Raw genomic sequence first — 18338 nt, forward strand, 5'->3', positions numbered from 1 at the left:
CTCTTGCTGCCATTATTTCTATGACAGCAATTTGATTAATTACTAATGATACACGCTTTACTGAACGCAGTAAATGATATTTTGTTAGAATAGAAGAAGATGCTCTTACGGGAGGAAATGAATATGAAAGAAGATAAGAAAAAATTATTAGCCAAAGTCGCTTACATGTACTACGAACAGGAATTGACACAGGCACAAATCGCCAAAGAATTAACAATCTATCGAACGACGGTGAGTCGAATGTTAAGTCAGGCAAAATCAGAAGGTATAGTAGAGATTAAAATAAATCATTTTGATGCGAGCCTGTTCGAGTTGGAGGAGCAGTTGAAGCAGGTGTTTGGATTGACTGCTGTAGAATTGGTTCCGAACGAAAATGATATCAGTGAAGAAGCCAAAGAGGAACAGCTAGCCGAAGTGGCAGGTAATTGGATTCGTCGGCAATTATCCGATGAAATGGTTGTTGGCTTGTCATGGGGAGCTAGTGTCGGCAGAGCAGTTAACAAAATTGATCCAAAGCAATTATCGGACGTTTCTGTTGTACCAGTAGTTGGTGGCCCCAGCCACATCAATTCTCGCTATCATGTGAATACGCTAGTCTATGAGTTGGCGCGTAAGTTGAATGGGCAAAGTCTGTTTGTGAATGCTACGGTGATTCAAGAAACCAAAGAATTGGCAGATGGAATTTTTAATTCAAAATATTTCCATGATATAAAAGAATATTGGAAACGATTGGACTTAGTTATCGTAGGAGTTGGCGGACCCTTAAGCTATCATAAAAGCCAATGGCGCGACTTACTATCGCCAAGAGATTATGAAGAATTAAAATTACGTGAAGCGGTAGGCGACTGCTGTTGCAGGTTCTATGATAGCTACGGGAAACTTTTGAACGGACCACTGAATCAGCGGACGATTGGTTTATCTTTGGATGAATTAGCCAATGTTCCACAAACGGTGGGGATCGCTCGTGGGATTTCTAAAGCTCGTTCGATCTTTCCTCTACTGGAAAAAGGTTATCTTAAAACACTGATCACAGATCAGGAAACAGCACTAGAGATTCTGCGATCAATCCAACGAAAGTAGTTTGTTTATAAAAATTGCACATTTGTGCGATTGTTTATGAATGTTCACTTATAAATGGCGTGCTACTAAGCTTTTCGTTTTTTTTATCGGGAGAAGGCAGAAATTTTTTTTTGAAGGTGCTATGCTTATCCCATAGAAAAAAGTAAGGGAGTTTTTAAAGATGGAATTTATGCTAGATACAGCCAATATTGCTGATATTAAAAGATTTACTGACTTTTTACCGATTGCTGGTGTTACTTCAAATCCCTCGATCGTAAAAAAAGAAGGGAAAATCGATTTTTTCCAACACATGAAAGAAATCCGTGGAATCATCGGTGAGCACTGTTCATTGCATGTACAGGTTGTTGCAACAGACTATGATGGAATTATTAAGGATGCAGAAACGATTCTAGCGAATATCGATCAAAAAGTATTCATCAAGATTCCGGTCAATGAACCAGGCTTGAAAGCAATCAAAGAATTGAAGCGTCGCGGTATCAATGTTACAGCTACTGCTATCTATACTAAGTTCCAAGCTTATTTAGCAATTGCGGCTGGTGCGGATTACATTGCACCATACTTCAATCGAATGGAAAATCTAAACATTGATCCTCGTGAAGCAATTTTTGAAATGGCAGAAGAAATCGCTCGTACGAAGAGCGATACAAAAATCTTAGCAGCCAGCTTTAAGAACGTCGGACAAGTCAATGCTGCCTTGGAAAATGGCAGTCAAGCTGCGACGATGGGTGTTGATATCATTCAACAAGCATTGGCAATGCCGTCAATCGCTCAAGCGGTAACTGATTTTACTGGTGATTGGGAAATAATCTTCGGCGAAGGAACAACAGTTGCCGACTTATAAACGTCGTTTTAAAAAATCTTTCCTGACTGTAGGCAAATTAGCCTGCAGTCTTTTTTCACTCCAGCTTTTTACAGGTATCACTGTATGTGGGAAAATAAAATTTTGATAGATTCAAATCATTTATTTTATTATTCAGTTAGAGGCGTGGATTCTTTTCGTTTTTTTTAGAATTGTTTGGAAAATTTCAAACGATTTATTCCTGTCTTCCTGTTTGTTTAATTAAGCAAATCATTTCCGAATTTTAGATGGGGCTTTTATAATGGAGCGATATGGAGGGATGCACGAATGGAAACACGCGCAATTGTAATAGAAGAATATGGTCATGCGAACCAATTAAAAGAAAGCAATGTGGTATTGCCCGAACTAGGCGATCATCAAGTTTTAGTAAAGGTAAAGGCTACATCAGTTAATCCGATTGATTGGAAATTACGAGAAGGGTATTTAGCTCAAATGATGCCTTGGAATTTTCCAATCATTTTAGGTTGGGATGTTGCAGGTGAGATTGTGGAAGTTGGAACAGAAGTAAATGATTGGCAGGCAGGCCAAGTAATTTTTGCTCGTCCAGAAACGACACGTTTTGGGACATATGCAGATTATGCGATTGTTGATGATCACTTATTAGCAGAAAAACCTGATTCAGTGTCTTTTGAAGATGCGGCAGCGGTACCTTTAGCAGGATTAACTGCTTATCAAGCGCTATTCATTCATGGAAAACTAAAAGCGGGTGAAAAAGTCTTAGTTCATGCTGGTGCAGGGGGTGTAGGTATTTATGCTATTCAATTAGCTAAAAATGCTGGAGCGACAGTCATCACTACCGCAAGTGAAAAGAATCATGCATTGTTAAAAGAGTTAGGTGCGGATCAAGTAATTGATTACCATACCACTGATTTTTCAGAAGTGTTGGAAGACATCGATGTAGTTTTTGATACGATGGGCGGAGATATTCAAAATGACAGTTTCAAAGTGTTAAATAAAAATGGCCGTCTAATCTCGATCGTCAACCAACCGGATGAAGAATTAGCCAAGAGTATTGCTAAAGCAGAGAGTATTTGGCTTCAACCAGATGGCAAACAATTACAAGAAATAGCTGATCTAATGACTGAAGGAAAGGTCAGAAGTGTAGTTGGTCATACTTACCCACTTACAGCAGCTGGGGTGAGGGAAGCACATGAATTAAGTGCGACACATCATGCTAAAGGAAAAATTGTTTTAACAAATAACTAATCAAGGAGCTGTGCTAAATATTTGGCGCAGCTTCTTTATCAGCTACGCTCCTACTCCTGTCGTTTTGATAATGATTTGACAGAGGAATTTTTTCTCGGTATCGTTAAGAGAAAATGAAAACGTTCTAATTATTGAGTGTGAGGAGGAATAGTATGAGTGAGATTACAAACAGCATCGACTTTTTAAAGCAACAGAAATGGGTTGATTTGAGCCACAATATCCACGGCGGGATTCCCTATTTCCAATCTTTTCAACCAATGAAGGAAAAAACATTGGTTACTGTGAAAGATGATGGTTTTTTTGCAAAAGAATATCAATTGGTTACGCAATATGGGACGCATATTGACGCTCCAGTACATTTCGTCGAAAATCGTATGTCGGTGGATCAAATGCCGATCAAAGATTTCTTATTGCCATTAATCGTCATCAATAAAGAAAAAGAAGTTGAAGAAAACGCGGACTATTCTGTAACAGTGGAAGATATCCATAGTTTTGAAGCGAAATATGGGGAAATCCCAGCGGGCAGCTTTGTGGCGTTTGCCAGTGGCTGGTCAAAGCGCTGGACGAATCCAGAAGTCTTCTATAATGTTGATTCAGAAGGCCAAGCTCATACGCCTGGCTGGTCGTTGGCAGCTTTAAAGTTTTTACATGAAGAACGAAATGTAACGGCGATTGGTCATGAGACGCTAGATACCGACTCATCAGTTGATTGCACGAAGAACGGCGGATTGATTGGTGAATTATATTGGTTGGGCCAAGACAAATTTCAAGTCGAAGTGTTGAATCGATTAACGGAGCTTCCGCCGGTTGGCGGAGCAATCTCAATCGGAGTGCCAAAAGTAAAGGATGCTCCTGGCTTCAATGTGCGGGCCATTGCGATCATTCCAGAATAGTAAAAAAACAAGGACTCGTTTAGAAAACGAAGCCTTGTTTTTTTAGGAAATCTAAAATATTAAATTGTAGGAATATTCAAAATGCTAATCATCATTCGCGGCTAGTTCATAGTAAAGGACTTTTTTTTCAAAGACTAAAAAAACTTATGTTCACCATACTTACCATTCAAATAAAATTTTTATTCTAGCCAATAAGTTTCTCCATGCGCTTCTTTTGGTAAGCTAGTTTGTCAAAACACGAACGTTTAGGTAAAAAAAGTAGATTTAATTAATAAAATTCTAATCGTTTTGCCATCACTGTGCTATAATGGGAAACAATTATCTGAAGGGAGTTATGCAAATGCGTGGCGTAGTAACGGTTATAGGAAAAGACAAGGTTGGTATCGTAGCTGGTGTCAGTCAAAAATTAGCGGAACAAAAAATTAATATTCTTGATGTTTCTCAAACAATCATGGGGGACTATTTCACAATGATGATGTTAGTGGACCTAACCAGTGCTACAAAAGATTTCGAAGGGGCACGAGAACAGCTTCATGAATTAGGAAAATCTCTAGGCGTGAAGATCAGTATTCAGAATCAAGAAATTTTTGACACGATGCATAAATTATAAGGAGGGTTCTTTGTGGAAACCAATCAAATACTGGAAACGATCCGAATGATCGAAGAAGAAAATCTGGATATTCGGACGATTACCATGGGGATATCTTTACTAGATTGTATTGATAGCGATAGTGATCGTGCCTGTGAAAAAATTTACAAAAAAATTACGACAAAAGCAAAAGACCTTGTAAAAGTCGGTGAGGCGATCGAAGCAGAATACGGTATTCCAATTATTAATAAACGTATCTCTGTTACACCAATCGGTATTGTTGCCGCAGCGACTCCAGATACAGATTATGTGAAATTTGCTAAAACATTAGATAAAGCAGCTAAAGCTGTTGGTGTAAACTTCTTAGGTGGTTTCTCTGCTTTAGTCGAAAAAGGCTATCAACATGGGGATAGGATTCTAATCGATTCCATACCTCAGGCTTTAGCCGAGACGGATTTTGTCTGTGCCTCAGTCAATATTGGTTCTACAAAAGCTGGAATTAATATGGACGCTGTTGCGCATACAGGCCGAATCGTCAAAGAGACCGCTGATGCTTCTGATCTAGGCTGTGCAAAATTAGTGATTTTTGCCAATGCAGTGGAAGATAATCCCTTCATGGCGGGTGCCTTCCATGGAGTGGGCGAAGCGGATTGCGTCATCAATGTCGGAGTCAGCGGACCTGGTGTTGTAAAACGAGCTTTGGAAAAAGTGAAAGGTGAATCTTTTGATGTTGTCGCTGAGGTTGTGAAGCAGACTGCATTCAAAATTACACGAATGGGGCAAATGGTTGGTAAAATTGCTTCAGAACGTTTAGATGTGCCTTTCGGTATTGTAGATCTATCGTTGGCACCAACACCAGCAGTTGGAGATTCAGTTGCTCATGTGTTGGAAGAAATGGGCTTAGAAACGGTTGGAACCCATGGAACGACTGCCGCGTTAGCGTTGCTGAATGATGCGGTGAAAAAAGGCGGAGTCATGGCCTGCAATCATGTCGGCGGATTATCTGGCGCATTTATTCCGGTATCTGAAGATGCTGGTATGATTGATGCAGTCAATAATGGTTCGTTGACAATCGAGAAATTGGAAGCTATGACGGCGATTTGTTCAGTAGGTTTAGATATGATCGCGATTCCTGGTTCTACACCAGCAAGCAGTATTGCGGCGATGATCGCTGATGAAGCAGCGATCGGCGTGATCAATCACAAAACGACTGCTGTTCGGATCATTCCTGCCAAAGGAAGAGAAATTGGCGAGATGGTCGAATTTGGCGGTTTATTAGGTAGAGCGCCCGTCATGGCGGTCAATGGAGCAGGTTCGGAAGATTTTATTGCTCGCGGTGGGCGTATTCCAGCACCAATCCATTCATTTAAGAACTAAATATAAATAGACTCAATTTTAAAAAGAACAATGCAGAATTTTTTTATTTTGCATTGTTCTTTTTTTGTGCAAATTTTTCGTGCTAATCATGAAAACGTTTTGTGTTAGAATGAAATGGATGAAAAAACAGGAGCAGATAAATGAAAAATAAAACCTATTTTAAAGCAAGTTTACGTGAAATTATTTATTCCAAAGGGCGCTTTATCGCAATCGTCCTGATTATTTTATTAGGGACCTTATTGTACGTCGGAATCAAAGCTACAGGTCCAATTTTGAATCATTCGGCTAGTCAGTATGTTGACGAGCAAAAATTATCAAATCTGCAAATTATTTCCACCGGCGGATTGACTGAAGAGGATGAGAGACTAGCGAAGGAAATTCCTGATGCTAAGGTTGAAAGTGGCCATCAGCTTTTTTATGCGGATAGTGGAAAAAATCAAGTGGTTAAGCTTTACTCCTATGATAAAAAGAGTCAGCAGAATCACTTGATTGTAAAATCTGGGCATTTGCCTAAAAAAGAAAACGAGATCGTACTGGATGAGAAGGCTAAAGAGGAAGGCTATCGCCTGAATCAAATGTACCAAATTAATCAGTCAGATCAATTAAAACGAAAAAAGTATAAAATCGTCGGCTTTGTTCAATCACCGATGTATATAAGTACGGAAGAACGAGGACTTTCTAACGTGGGAAATGGAGTCGTTGATTTTTTTGCTTATCTACCAGAAGAAAACTTTTCAAGCGAAGTGAAATCGGTTATCTATCTTCTCTTTACGAATGTCAAGGGTAAAGAAACGTATGGCGATTCTTATAAAAAAGTGATGGATGAAAACATTGAGAAGGTTGAAGATATTTTTGTAGATCGACCAAAAGAACGAGCTGCAGAAATCAAGTCTGAAGCAGAAAAGGAATTGTTACCAAGAAAAGCGGAAATACTTAGTAATTTAACTAAACTGGATGATGGACAAAAAGAGTTAGATCATGCAAAACTACAGCTAGAACAACAGACTGCCATGATGCCAGTTGAAAATCTTCAGTTGGTTCAAGTTCAGGCAGAGCTTGAGGAACAGCAAAAAGAACTTAGTAGCAATAGGGAAAAGTTATTGTCAGCTCAACAGAAAATTAATAATAGTGAAAAAGCTATCACTAATTTGAAGACACCGAGCTATTCTTATGAGCAGCGTGCAGATAATCCAGGATTTCAAGAATATGGTGATCTTTCTGATCGGATTGCCGCTATCGCAAATGTCTTTCCTGTCTTCTTCTTTTTTATTGCTGCGTTGATCACCTTCACAACGATGACGCGGATGATAGAAGAAAATCGACGAGAGATTGGTACGCTAAAAGCGTTAGGCTATTCTCGTTTTGAAATATCGATTAAATATATCATTTACGCCTTGTCTGCTGCCGCTATCGGAATCGTTTTTGGCTCTGTGATTGGAACCCAGACACTGCCGCGGCTTGTTTTTAATCTTTCAAGTGATCGTTATAATTTTCCTGGTGTGGAGGCCTTTTATTTGTCACGCCCAATCGTTCAAGCAACGATCGCCTTTTTGTTTGCGAGTTTAGGCGCAGCTTTACTTGTCTTACTGCGAGAATTACATGAAAAGCCGGCAGAACTATTACAACCTAAAGCACCTAAACCGGGAAAGCGAATTTTTCTAGAGCGAATCACACCGATTTGGTCCCGTATGAGTTTCAATTCAAAGGTTAGTTATCGAAACCTGTTCAGGTATAAATCGCGAATGATCATGGCTGTTATTGGTATTGCTGGGTGCTCAGCTTTGATGGTGGCAGGAGTGGGGTTAAAAGATTCACTAAGTTCGGTCGGAGATAAGCAATTTGGTCCGATCATTGATTATGATGCGATTGTTACGTTGAAAGATCAACCGAATAAAACGGCGGTCGAAAAAATTTTTTCTGAGAATAAAAATATTACTAGTGAGTTAGCTATGATGAATCAAACGGTTGAACTGAAGCAAAAGGGACAAGCCAATCAGAAGTTGACTATGATGGTGCCGGAGAACCGTCAGGCTTTCAAACAGTATCTTCATTTGAAGAAACAGGATGAAAATTTTTCTCTATCCAATGAGGGTGCAGTAATCACGAAAAAAATGGCTGAGCTGTTTGACCTAGAGAAAGGGGATAGCTTAACTGTCTATGATGAAGAACAGCAATCTTTTAAAATTAAAATCTCGAATATCACCGATAATTATTTAGGAAACTTCTTGTATTTGTCAAAAGAGTATTATGAAAAGGCTCGCGGAGAAGCTTTTGTAGTGAATAGTTATTTATTGAAAAGTAAACCACTGACTAAGGGTGCAGAAAAGGATTTAGCACAAAAACTTTTGAGTTCGGATCAAGTGACAAATACTTCTTTTATGTCGACACAAATTGAAACTCAGGAGCATTCAATGGATAATTTGGATGGAATTGTTTGGATTTTCGTAGTTTTATCAGGCTTGTTGGCCTTTATCGTGTTATATAATCTAACTAATATTAATGTTTCTGAACGCTTAAGAGAATTATCTACGATCAAGGTATTAGGCTTTTATGATCGAGAAGTAACTTCTTACATCTTTCGTGAGAACTTTGTCTTTACTATTTTAGGAATTCTATTTGGTTATGGTCTAGGGATCATTTTGACAAAATTTATTTTGGATCAGGCTTCAATGGAAACAATCACATTTCCACTAGTTATTCATGTAGGTGCATACCTTGTGTCTGGCGGTTTAACGATTTTGTTCTCGGTAATCGTAATGGTCGCGACGCATTTTCGCCTGAGACATATAAATATGATCGATGCTCTAAAATCAAATGAGTAAATAAAAGAAAAAAGCGTTGACAAAATTTTTGAGCAAGTCTATGCTTTAATCAATAACTGAATGCAATGAGAAGGATAAGATTTGTTTTTGCACTCATTACAAGAGAAAGAAGTCATGGCTGGAAACTTCTGATTGAGAAAAGCAGATTACTCCCTTTGAGTGACCGCAAACGGTCCGGTTGATAGCCGTTATGTATCTTATGAGCCAAAAAGTGCAAACTTTTTGGGAACTTGGGTGGTAACACGTTTATTCACGTCCCTATTTTTATAGGGACGTTTTTTTATTGAAAACCCTGCGACCCATTTGTTAAAATTAAAAAGAAAAGGTACGCAAGAAAAATTTAATTGAAAAAGCGGATCGGAGTTGAGTTGAATGTCAGAGGAAATCGAAATTGTTTTACCGGATGGAAGCAAACAAAGGGTGGAGAAAAACACCACGTTGCTTGATATAAAAAATCAATTGATGGAAGAGGCAGTCGTTGGCAGCATTGACGGCGAGCTCGTTGACTTATCAACTCCTGTTAAAAATAATGCGGAACTTGCTTTTTACGATTGCGCATCTAAAGAGGGAACGACTGCGATTTGTCAATTAGTCAGTTTGCTACTGCAAGAAGCGGTCAAGGTACATTATCCAGAAGCACTTTTTGCAAAATCTCATCGAGAGGATCAAACGATTTGGGTCGATTTACGTGTGAAGCAGCCGCTGAGTGCTTTAATTTTGAAGGATTTGGAACATCATATCAAGGAACAACTCAGAGCTGACAGATCGATAGAAAGTGCAACGATGACTGTGTCAGAAGCGAAAGAAGTATTTAAAGACAACGAGCTGAAACTATCAGCGCTAACGGAGCTCGATGGAAATCAAACTGTTTTTGTTTATTCTTTTGGTAATGCGACAGAATTTTTCTTAGAACCCGCTGCGTTAGAACTGAAGACAGCCAAATATTTCTCCTTATTGAAGGTTTCAGGTGCTTATTGGCAAGGAAATCCTGAAAATGAAATGCTTCAACGGGTAACGGGGGTGGTCTTTGCAGAGAAGGCACAGCTTTTAGCGCACTTAGATTATTTGGAAGAGTCGGAAAAACGCAGTCATCAAAAATTGGGCAAAGAATTAGATTTATTTATGTTCTCCGAAGAAGCACCCGGGATGCCGTTTTACTTAGAAAACGGGTTGACTATCCGTAATGAATTGCAAAAATTTCTACGCGAGCTACAGGCTAAATATGATTATAAAGAAGTCAAAACGCCGTTAATCTTAAACCAACGTCTATGGGAACGTTCTGGACACTGGGATCATTATAAAAACAATATGTATTTTACAAAGGTTGCTGATGAAGATTACGCCTTGAAACCAATGAACTGTCCAGGGCACTGTTTGATTTACAAGGATCGCAAGCGGTCTTATCGGGATCTACCGATGCGAATGGCGGAATTTGGACAGGTCCATCGCCATGAATTCAGCGGTGCATTGAATGGGTTGTTGAGGGTTCGGACCTTCTGTCAGGATGATGCGCACATTTTTGTTCGACGGAATCAAATTGAGCAGGAAATTGCTTTAGCGTTGAAAATTATCGATGAAGTCTATAAGATTTTTGGTTTTGAGTATGGTGTTGAATTATCGACTCGCCCAGATGACTTTATGGGTGAGATCGAGCTATGGGATGAAGCTGAAGCTTCTTTGGGGAAAGTATTGACTGACCTTGGTTACAAGTACAATATCAACGAAGGTGACGGGGCCTTTTATGGACCGAAGATAGATATTCATATCAAGGATGCGTTGAATCGGAGTCATCAATGTGCGACTGTCCAACTCGATTTCCAAATGCCTGAAAAATTTGATCTGACTTATGTCGATGAAAATAATCAGGAAGCACAGCCAGTTATGATTCACCGTGCTGTTTTTGGATCACTCGATCGTTTCTTAGGCATCTTAATCGAGCACTATGCAGGAGCATTTCCATTCTGGTTAGCACCAAAGCAGGTAGCATTAATCAATGTTGCTCAGCCTCATGAAGCAGGTGTAGAAGAATTGTTTCAGGAATTTCATGCTGCGGGAATTCGTGTAGAGAAAGACCTCCGTAATGAAAAGTTAGGCAAAAAAATTCGAGATGCTGAATTGCGTAAAATTCCTTATATTTTAGTAATTGGCGACAAAGAATTGTCTGAAGATACATTTGCGGTTCGCAAACATGGCAGTGATACCGTCAAGCAAATGTCGAAGGCTGAATTTATGAAGTTGCTTCAGCAGCAGGCGCAGGAAAAAAATCACCATTACTACTAAAGTAAAACGTTGAAGCTTGCTTCAGCGTTTTTTTGTAGCTGAAAGGGTTGTTCGGCTACATTTATCAAATGAAAAAGGTCGAATTTTTAATAAAAGAATAGTTGCTATTTTACCTATTTCCTGTGTATGATAATCAAGTTGCCAGTTCTGTTTTTGTCAATTTTACGTCTTGCTTCATCAGGTTAGTAAATGATATGTAATCGAACTTAAGATTAAATTTTCTAAGAGTTGTTTTCAATTGAACTGAGTTTATTTCATTTTTTATATGCTCAGCGAATGATAGATGCGCGAAAGAAGGACTTTTTCAATCATTGAAAAAAACTGCAGCCAAGTTGTACTAGCTGTTTTTTAGAAAATCATAGGCAGAATTTCATTTTTTAGAAAGCAGGGAATTTATGGATATTTATTTAAAGAAAGCGGCTCTTCATATTGTTGATCGTGAATCAGGCGATCCAATTTATAGCCAGAGCGAACTAGATCTAACGAAAGAATATGTTCGAGAGTATTTAACAAAAAAAATTCAAAAATTATCTTCAGCCCAAACCAAGACAGGAACGTTGACAGAAGATTCTAGCTTTGCTTTGTTAAGCCAACAAGCGGAACATGATTTTTTATCCGCTAGCGAAAAAATCGTGACTCGATGGTACGAGGCTTATAAAGAGAGTGAAGAAGCACCAAGTGCAGATGCTTTTGTCGTTTTATTTGAAGAAGATACGCAACTGTATTTAGCCTTTTTAAAAGTGAACTATCATGAAGGGTATACTCATATTGTTGATTCGGATGAAGCGGGTTTAAGAAATGAATTAATCGTACATCGTGCCCTGCTTTCAAGTAAGTCGCAAAAGGCTGATGAGGGAATCGTCGTCAATTTAGGTAATCTGAGCTATGAGATGATCGAGAAAAAATATCCGTTTTCTGGAGAGAAACGCTTGTATTTTTCAACACAAGTAATTGAAAGTCGTCCAGCACCATCCTTGGAAGAAAATGTTCGCGTCATTAAAAAAGTAGCCGAAAAAATCGGTGCTAAATTTGAAAACCAAAAGCATGATGTGATCGCAGATGTGAAGGAAGCTGTTTACGATGTAGTAGAAGAAAGTGGACAGATTGATGCAAAAGTTGTTGCACAAAAAGTTTTTAAAGATAATGTATCAGCTCAAATGGCTTTCCAAGAAGAAGTTGTTGAGAAAGGGTACGTGGATCAAGCACCACTATTGAGAGAGGTTCGCGAAATCACCGAAAAAAAATACGGCAAACAAAAATTGAAATTATCAAATGGGATCGAATTGATTGTCCCCTTGGACGTTTATCGCAACCCTGAATTAATCGAATTTACGAACAACCCTGATGGTACAATCTCTGTAACCATTAAGAATGTCGATGAAGTAATCAACCGCTTATAAAAGGCGGTTGTTTTTGTACATTCTTTCAAGTAACAGAATCGTTTGCCTAATGAACACTTAAATTATACCTCATAATCTTAGAGAAACAAGAATTAGCATAAGATAGAAAAGAAGCTTTAATCAAAATTGAGCTGATTAGAGGAATAGGCTAGAATAGAGAAAATGAGTGGAGGAACAAGATGGAACAATATCAAAATTTTTTTCGCATTGGCCAATATACCGATACAGAAGCAATGACTGGCTGCACAGTAATTCTTTGTAAAGATGGCGTCACGGGAGGGGTTTCAGTTCGTGGCGGGTCACCAAATACAAGAGATACGGATGCATTAAAGTCTGAGAATAATCGGAAATTTGTCCACGGAGTAACTTTATCTGGCGGCAGTGCTTTTGGATTAGCAGCGAATGCTGGTGTCGTAGATTTTTTAGAAGAGAATAAAATAGGGCGGGACATGGGGGTTACGTTTGTCCCGAATGTGGTTGGGGCGAGTCTTTTTGATTTACGAATCGGTCGATCAGATATTCGTCCAGACTATCAGGCTGGTCGTAAAGCGTGTGAAGCAGCTTTTAGTAACCATGTTTTTCACGCGGGAAATTATGGTGCTGGAACTGGTTGTAGTGTTGGTACAATTAATGGGGCGGGAAACGCCATGAAAGGCGGTATTGGACTACACACAATGCAACATGGGAATTTATGGGTAACCGCCGTGATCGCAGTAAACGCTGTCGGAGATGTCTTTGATGAAGGCGTCGGAAAAATTATAGCTGGCGCTCGAAAAGTTGGTGAAACTAAAATTGGATTCTCTGAAGACCTTTTCCTCGAACATTATCAAAATGAAGCAGCTTTATTTGACGGCAATACAGTAATCGGCTGTGTTATGACCAATGCAACATTCCCCAAAGCCAAGATGAATAAGTTGGCTGATCTTAGTCATAATGGGATCGCAAGAGCGATTCGTCCATCGCATACTACTTATGATGGGGATACATTGTTTGTTTTGGGAGCAAATCAAATCGAAGCAAGTTTTGAAGCGGTATCGATTTTAGCAGTTGAAGCCGTTCGACAGGCAATCGTAAAAGGAACAATGGCCGCGGAAACGTATAAGGATTATTTAGGCTATAAAGATATATAGAAAGAACAGCCAAAGCTAAATCGGGAACCTAGTTCCAGAAGTAGCTTTGGCTGTTTCTAGTTGGTGTCGTAGACTAATTTTTCTTATCACCATGTGCAGACCTGAAGAAAAGCAAAAAAGACTAGCTAAGTTTCAGCTAGTCAGTGGGGAAGACGAGTTTATTGGACACGTGGTTCAGATTCTAGGTTGTCGCTAATCTTATCTGTTTGATTGCTCAAAGCGCTTTTCGCACGGTTAGTTTGTTTTGAGGCAAATTTTCCAGTTGTTTGAGCAGCACTAGTCACTTTATCTTGAACTGTTTCGCTGTCTTCTTCATATTCTTCACGAGTCTTGATGTCTACAACGTTCACGTTGACCTCGATGACATCTAAGTGAGTCATTTTATCGACTTCTCCAGAAATCAAATTTTTCATTTGATCATAGATGTTTTCAATATCTTTACCGTATTCAACAACTACATCCATATCAACAGCAACTTGTTTTTTGCCGACCTCAGTACTGATTCCGGAAGTCACATTATCGCTGTTTACTAGCTTATCTTTAATGTTAGAGAAGAAACCACCATCGACAGTTAATAAGCCGTCTACGTTTTCTAGAGCGATTCCGATGATTTTTTGAATGACTTTGTCTTCATAAGTCAATTCACCTTTAACGTCCTTTTTTTGTTCTGTTGGTTTGATTGTTGTGTTTTCCATCAATATATCCTCCTAATTGTAATTAATGTATTGCCTTTTCAAAAAGAGAAAGCTTTTCTAAATCGGATTGTGTAATCTATTTTCTTAAATAATCATCTAAAATATGATTGTTTTTTAAGTAAATGCCGATACCTACTCCAATGACCGTAATCAAAATCAGTAAAATCGTTTTAAAGAAGCCGATGGTAAAGAAGAGCACAGCTAAAATAAAACCGAGGATACCGAAGATCAAAGGTAGTTTGTCTCGTGTTAAAAATTCCTGCATCGCTGTTCCTCCTATTCTACTCGCGGCCGTGTACGTGTTACGGTTGTTTCTGTTGGCGCTGGTTCAAATGCTTGAAGATTTACTTTGATCGCAACTTTTTCTTCCGGACCTAATAATTCCTTGATTTTTGTTTCGACATTTTTGGCCCAGCGATCTGTTTGACCAACTAAACCGGATGTTTTCTTCAATTGCCCACGAACATTCACTTTAATTTTATTTTTCGTCGCCGTTACATTGACTTTGGGGTTGTCCATAAAGTCTTCCTGTTTGATACTTGTCCGAACATACCCTTCAATTGCTCGCTTATCCAAAGCTAATTTTCCACGTTCTTCCTTTAAGACGAACTTAGTAACTTTCTTTGGATAGAATAGGATTACGAAAATCCCGATTACCGTTAAAATCGTTAACGCTGCCGCTACCCAGAATAAATATACCTGAGCATAATTATTCGTTAGCACGAATTGTTGTAAAGAGCTGAAATCTAGCGGATTAGAAGCAATAAAGTAATAAATTGCGACGACGGAAAGAAAAATAGAAAGTAAAACCAATGAAAAAATAATTAGGATGGTTTTGAGAAACTTGTTCATACCGCACCTCCTCACTTTAATATTTTTAAATTGTTCACAATAAAATAATAAAATGTTCCTCTTTTTTTGTAAGCTGAATTGTAATATTAATCGCAACAAAGAACCCATCAAAAATTTCTAGTAAAATGAGTTTAGGATAACAAACTACTAGGAGTGATTTTGATGGGTTCACACAAAAAGCTTACACGAGATAATCGAAAATGTATAGAGACGATGATTTATGATGCCAAGAGTATTCAAGAAATAGCGGACAGAATTGGTGTTAGCCGAACAACGATTGATCGTGAGTTGAAACGAGTACCCGAAGATTTGATCTATAATGCCGACAATGCGCAATTAGATGCGGAAATGAAGCGCAGTGCCTGTGGTGCGAAGTCCAAATGGACTTCTGAATTCGCTTATCAGATTGAATGTGATCTTGAAGACAGCTGGTCCCCTGAACAAATTGCGAATGATCGTCAAATAGTTTCATTCAAAACCATTTACAATTGGCTCTATGCCGGTATTCTTAATGTGTCTAAACAGTGTCTGAGACATAAAGGCAGAAGACAAGAAAAACAAGAAGAGGCACGAGGCAAAATGACTGTAGGGCATACCATTGATGAACGCCCAGCTTCTGTGTCAACTCGAGAAGAATTTGGACATTGGGAGTTGGACACAGTTGTTTCTAGCAGAGGGGAAAGCAAAGCCTGCGAAGCAACGTTTATTGAACGGAAAACACGCTTTTATTGGGCGATCTCAATGAGGGATCGTACCGCGAAGTCAATGGCACAAGCGATTAAAGCTTTTGTGCAAGACCTAGGGAGTCACAAGGCATTTTTAAGCTTTACGGTCGACCGTGGGAAAGAGTTTTCTTGCTGGAAAGAAATTGAGAAAGATTTAGACGTACCTATGTATTTTTGTGATCCATACTCCCCATGGCAACGCGGATCTAACGAAAATGGGAATGGTTTATTTAGAGAATTCTTCCCTAAGGGAACTGATTTTTCAAAGGTACCCCCTACGGAGAAACAGGAAGCATTACGCAAGATAAATATGCGTCCTAAAAAAACATTGAACTGGAAAAATTGTTGGGAAGTCTTTCAAGAAGAAATGTTGCAATTAATTTGACAATTCAGCGTAAAAAAAGTTGCTCATTATACTTTTAAAATAAACTTTTTTGAGACAGTTTAGGGGGCACAAGGCCTGTTAAAAATATTTATTTTTGCGATTTTCCGTTTTTTTTATTACGTAAGAAAAAAAAGAAAGAGCAAGATTTTTGTATAAAAAAAAGAAGTATGCTAAACAAGAAGCACACTTCTACGAATTTATTTAACGTTCTTTCCACTTACGGTAGCGGCGATAGAGGCTCTCAATGACTAGGAATAGAATAGAAAGGCCAGCTACTGAATAACCAAAAATTCCCAAATCAGAAATTAAAGTGTCGCCTTCTGGTGAAGTTTGAACCAATATGGAAGAACCGATGACTAAAGCAGAAAGAATTAGACCTATGACCAAACGATTGACCATTGCTTCAGCTCGTTCTAATAAATTTCGCTGATTCTTTATCTCAAGATTCAATTTGCCCTTTCCTTTAGCAAAGGTATCTAACGCATTCAAAGCATGGCTCGGGATTTTTGGTAAAGCTTTTAGGGTAGTGAGATAGTCCAATCCTGTTTCTTGTATTTCGTCCTTCAGATTCAATTGTTGAAGAAAATATTTTTGTGCAAAAGGAGCGACGACTTCGAACAAGGATAGATCAGGATTGAGATCCTCAATCACACCTTCTAGAGTACCAAATGCTTTAATCAGCATCGTCACCGAATCATCTATCTGCAGGTTATTATCATGGCATATGATTACGACTTGCGAAAACACCTTCTGCAGGTCAATTTCCTTAACAGGTAAATTTAAGTAGCGATTCAAAAAATCATCTAGTTCGTAAGTGAACTTCTCCTCATCAAAGCCACCAACCTGTTTGCAGATCGCATGAACGGCATTAGTGATCCGTTGGTTATCTTTACTGTAGATGGCAATGATTGTATTGCTCATTTTTGCTTGCATCTCGCGATTCAAAGTTCCCATCATACCAAAATCAATGAAGTTCAATCGGAAAGGCCGAAGCTGCTTGTTTTTGGAATAAGTAAATTCGTAAGGGATTCCGCCGATTTTTCCTCGCTGCTCCTTTGATTTTAGCTGCGGCTGTTTTCGATTTTCCTCTTCAGTCATCAGCTGCAACAAGATATTGCCGGGATGAGGATCAGCATGGAAAAAACCATCTTCAAAGACCTCTTTCATAAAGTGTTCAATCAACAATTCACTGACTGTTTTTTTCAGTTCTTTATAAGTTGTCTTATTTTGCACGATTTTGTCGTCTTCCGCATTGATTAATTCTTTTAAATTCGTTCCAGGCATCAATTCCATAACGATCACCTTTTTAGTCGAATAGGCGGGTTCCATTCTAGGTGCACGAATTTCTTTCCAGTCGTTATTCAAACGATAGAATTCTTCCGCTAGAACTAATTCTTTTTGGAAATCTAATTCATTTTGTAATGATTCCCGAATCTCTTTCAGAATGCTTTTTAGGTCGATCACTTTACTTTCAGGCACCCAATTAGCAATTGGTATCGCTTTTTCAAACAAAGACAAATCCAATTCGATTTCTTCCGCGATTCCAGGATGCTGGACTTTAGCGACAACTTTTTGTCCATTTTTCAGCCGTGCATGATGCGCTTGGGCAATAGAGGCTGAAGCGAAAGGCTGCTCATCAAAGCTTTCGAATAATTCTGTTAAGGGTAATTCTAATTCTTTTTCAACCAAGGTTTTGACAGAATCGAAATCATCCGTTTTTACATCATCTTGCAGTTTCCGCAGTTCCTTTGTGAAAGCCAACGTAAAAATATCGGTACGCACCGACATCATCTGTCCTACTTTGATGAAGGTGGGGCCTAACTCTTCAAATGCTTTACGGACAGCTTCTGGATCTTTCTGTTGCGTAATATTTTTGACGACATTATAGTGATTTGTTATTTTTATGATTTGCCGTAAACGCGCAGTTCTAGATTTTACTCTCATTGCTGCCGCCTCCTAGTTTGTACGAGTGAAGTTTCTATTTCCATCTTACAAGAGATTTTTGCGAGATACAAATAAGCCCCTGATTCTTCTCGTTAGAAAAT

At 38.8% G+C, this 18338-nt stretch carries 15 protein-coding genes; 11 read left to right on the forward strand and 4 right to left on the reverse strand.

The window, feature by feature from the left end:
* Nucleotides 1-123 precede the first annotated feature (123 nt).
* From IGI38_RS01105 to IGI38_RS01150, 10 genes are all read left to right on the forward strand, one after another.
* On the forward strand, nucleotides 124-1080 hold the full coding sequence (locus IGI38_RS01105; protein ID WP_438725716.1) for a sugar-binding transcriptional regulator: 957 nt from the start codon (nucleotides 124-126) through the stop codon (nucleotides 1078-1080).
* Nucleotides 1081-1240: 160 nt separating this feature from the next.
* Nucleotides 1241-1921 carry a fructose-6-phosphate aldolase gene (locus IGI38_RS01110; protein WP_438725718.1) on the forward strand — a complete coding sequence of 227 codons (681 nt, stop codon included), beginning with the start codon at nucleotides 1241-1243 and terminating at the stop codon, nucleotides 1919-1921.
* 285 nt (nucleotides 1922-2206) lie between these two features.
* On the forward strand, nucleotides 2207-3145 hold the full coding sequence (locus IGI38_RS01115) for an NADP-dependent oxidoreductase (protein WP_438725720.1): 939 nt from the start codon (nucleotides 2207-2209) through the stop codon (nucleotides 3143-3145).
* 152 nt (nucleotides 3146-3297) lie between these two features.
* Nucleotides 3298-4038, forward strand: coding sequence for a cyclase family protein (locus IGI38_RS01120; protein ID WP_438725722.1), 741 nt, complete (start codon nucleotides 3298-3300; stop codon nucleotides 4036-4038).
* Between the two features lie 340 nt (nucleotides 4039-4378).
* A complete protein-coding gene (locus tag IGI38_RS01125; RefSeq protein WP_438725724.1) occupies nucleotides 4379-4648 on the forward strand; it encodes an ACT domain-containing protein in 270 nt (89 codons plus the stop codon).
* A 12-nt stretch (nucleotides 4649-4660) separates the two neighbouring features.
* Nucleotides 4661-6004, forward strand: coding sequence for a PFL family protein (locus IGI38_RS01130; protein ID WP_438725726.1), 1344 nt, complete (start codon nucleotides 4661-4663; stop codon nucleotides 6002-6004).
* Between the two features lie 140 nt (nucleotides 6005-6144).
* The gene (locus tag IGI38_RS01135; RefSeq protein WP_438725728.1) at nucleotides 6145-8826 is read left to right on the forward strand and encodes an FtsX-like permease family protein; all 2682 of its coding nucleotides are present in this window, start codon (nucleotides 6145-6147) and stop codon (nucleotides 8824-8826) included.
* 372 nt (nucleotides 8827-9198) lie between these two features.
* The gene (gene thrS / locus IGI38_RS01140) at nucleotides 9199-11106 is read left to right on the forward strand and encodes a threonine--tRNA ligase (protein WP_438725730.1); all 1908 of its coding nucleotides are present in this window, start codon (nucleotides 9199-9201) and stop codon (nucleotides 11104-11106) included.
* A gap of 395 nt (nucleotides 11107-11501) precedes the next feature.
* Nucleotides 11502-12506: a nucleoid-associated protein gene (locus IGI38_RS01145; protein WP_438725732.1), complete on the forward strand. Its 1005-nt coding sequence runs from the start codon at nucleotides 11502-11504 to the stop codon at nucleotides 12504-12506.
* Between the two features lie 179 nt (nucleotides 12507-12685).
* Nucleotides 12686-13636, forward strand: coding sequence for a P1 family peptidase (locus IGI38_RS01150; RefSeq protein ID WP_438725734.1), 951 nt, complete (start codon nucleotides 12686-12688; stop codon nucleotides 13634-13636).
* 158 nt (nucleotides 13637-13794) lie between these two features.
* Here IGI38_RS01150 and IGI38_RS01155 read toward each other — a convergent pair whose 3' ends face one another.
* From IGI38_RS01155 to amaP, 3 genes are all read right to left on the reverse strand, one after another.
* The gene (locus IGI38_RS01155) at nucleotides 13795-14331 is read right to left on the reverse strand and encodes an Asp23/Gls24 family envelope stress response protein (protein ID WP_438725736.1); all 537 of its coding nucleotides are present in this window, start codon (nucleotides 14329-14331) and stop codon (nucleotides 13795-13797) included.
* A 76-nt stretch (nucleotides 14332-14407) separates the two neighbouring features.
* A complete protein-coding gene (locus IGI38_RS01160; RefSeq protein ID WP_438725738.1) occupies nucleotides 14408-14596 on the reverse strand; it encodes a DUF2273 domain-containing protein in 189 nt (62 codons plus the stop codon).
* An 11-nt stretch (nucleotides 14597-14607) separates the two neighbouring features.
* Nucleotides 14608-15183, reverse strand: coding sequence for an alkaline shock response membrane anchor protein AmaP (gene amaP, locus IGI38_RS01165; RefSeq protein WP_438725740.1), 576 nt, complete (start codon nucleotides 15181-15183; stop codon nucleotides 14608-14610).
* 162 nt (nucleotides 15184-15345) lie between these two features.
* Between amaP and IGI38_RS01170 the strand changes: the two genes are divergently transcribed.
* Nucleotides 15346-16293 carry an IS30 family transposase gene (locus tag IGI38_RS01170; RefSeq protein ID WP_438725454.1) on the forward strand — a complete coding sequence of 316 codons (948 nt, stop codon included), beginning with the start codon at nucleotides 15346-15348 and terminating at the stop codon, nucleotides 16291-16293.
* 201 nt (nucleotides 16294-16494) lie between these two features.
* Here IGI38_RS01170 and IGI38_RS01175 read toward each other — a convergent pair whose 3' ends face one another.
* Nucleotides 16495-18237, reverse strand: coding sequence for an ABC1 kinase family protein (locus IGI38_RS01175; protein WP_438725742.1), 1743 nt, complete (start codon nucleotides 18235-18237; stop codon nucleotides 16495-16497).
* Nucleotides 18238-18338 lie beyond the last annotated feature (101 nt).

Origin of the sequence: Enterococcus sp. AZ128 (assembly GCF_051714485.1) — a bacterium.
Lineage (GTDB): Bacteria > Bacillota > Bacilli > Lactobacillales > Enterococcaceae > Enterococcus_A.

What these genes read in the sequence shown, in the direction of transcription:
- thrS (WP_438725730.1), top strand. Translation starts at nt 9,199, where the DNA reads ATGTCAGAGGAAATCGAAATTGTTTTACCGGATGGAAGCAAACAAAGG.
- IGI38_RS01105 (WP_438725716.1), top strand. Translation starts at nt 124, where the DNA reads ATGAAAGAAGATAAGAAAAAATTATTAGCCAAAGTCGCTTACATGTAC.
- IGI38_RS01145 (WP_438725732.1), top strand. Translation starts at nt 11,502, where the DNA reads ATGGATATTTATTTAAAGAAAGCGGCTCTTCATATTGTTGATCGTGAA.
- IGI38_RS01135 (WP_438725728.1), top strand. Translation starts at nt 6,145, where the DNA reads ATGAAAAATAAAACCTATTTTAAAGCAAGTTTACGTGAAATTATTTAT.
- IGI38_RS01175 (WP_438725742.1), bottom strand. Translation starts at nt 18,237, where the DNA reads ATGAGAGTAAAATCTAGAACTGCGCGTTTACGGCAAATCATAAAAATA.
- IGI38_RS01110 (WP_438725718.1), top strand. Translation starts at nt 1,241, where the DNA reads ATGGAATTTATGCTAGATACAGCCAATATTGCTGATATTAAAAGATTT.
- IGI38_RS01115 (WP_438725720.1), top strand. Translation starts at nt 2,207, where the DNA reads ATGGAAACACGCGCAATTGTAATAGAAGAATATGGTCATGCGAACCAA.
- IGI38_RS01150 (WP_438725734.1), top strand. Translation starts at nt 12,686, where the DNA reads ATGGAACAATATCAAAATTTTTTTCGCATTGGCCAATATACCGATACA.
- IGI38_RS01155 (WP_438725736.1), bottom strand. Translation starts at nt 14,331, where the DNA reads ATGGAAAACACAACAATCAAACCAACAGAACAAAAAAAGGACGTTAAA.
- amaP (WP_438725740.1), bottom strand. Translation starts at nt 15,183, where the DNA reads ATGAACAAGTTTCTCAAAACCATCCTAATTATTTTTTCATTGGTTTTA.
- IGI38_RS01160 (WP_438725738.1), bottom strand. Translation starts at nt 14,596, where the DNA reads ATGCAGGAATTTTTAACACGAGACAAACTACCTTTGATCTTCGGTATC.
- IGI38_RS01125 (WP_438725724.1), top strand. Translation starts at nt 4,379, where the DNA reads ATGCGTGGCGTAGTAACGGTTATAGGAAAAGACAAGGTTGGTATCGTA.
- IGI38_RS01170 (WP_438725454.1), top strand. Translation starts at nt 15,346, where the DNA reads ATGGGTTCACACAAAAAGCTTACACGAGATAATCGAAAATGTATAGAG.
- IGI38_RS01120 (WP_438725722.1), top strand. Translation starts at nt 3,298, where the DNA reads ATGAGTGAGATTACAAACAGCATCGACTTTTTAAAGCAACAGAAATGG.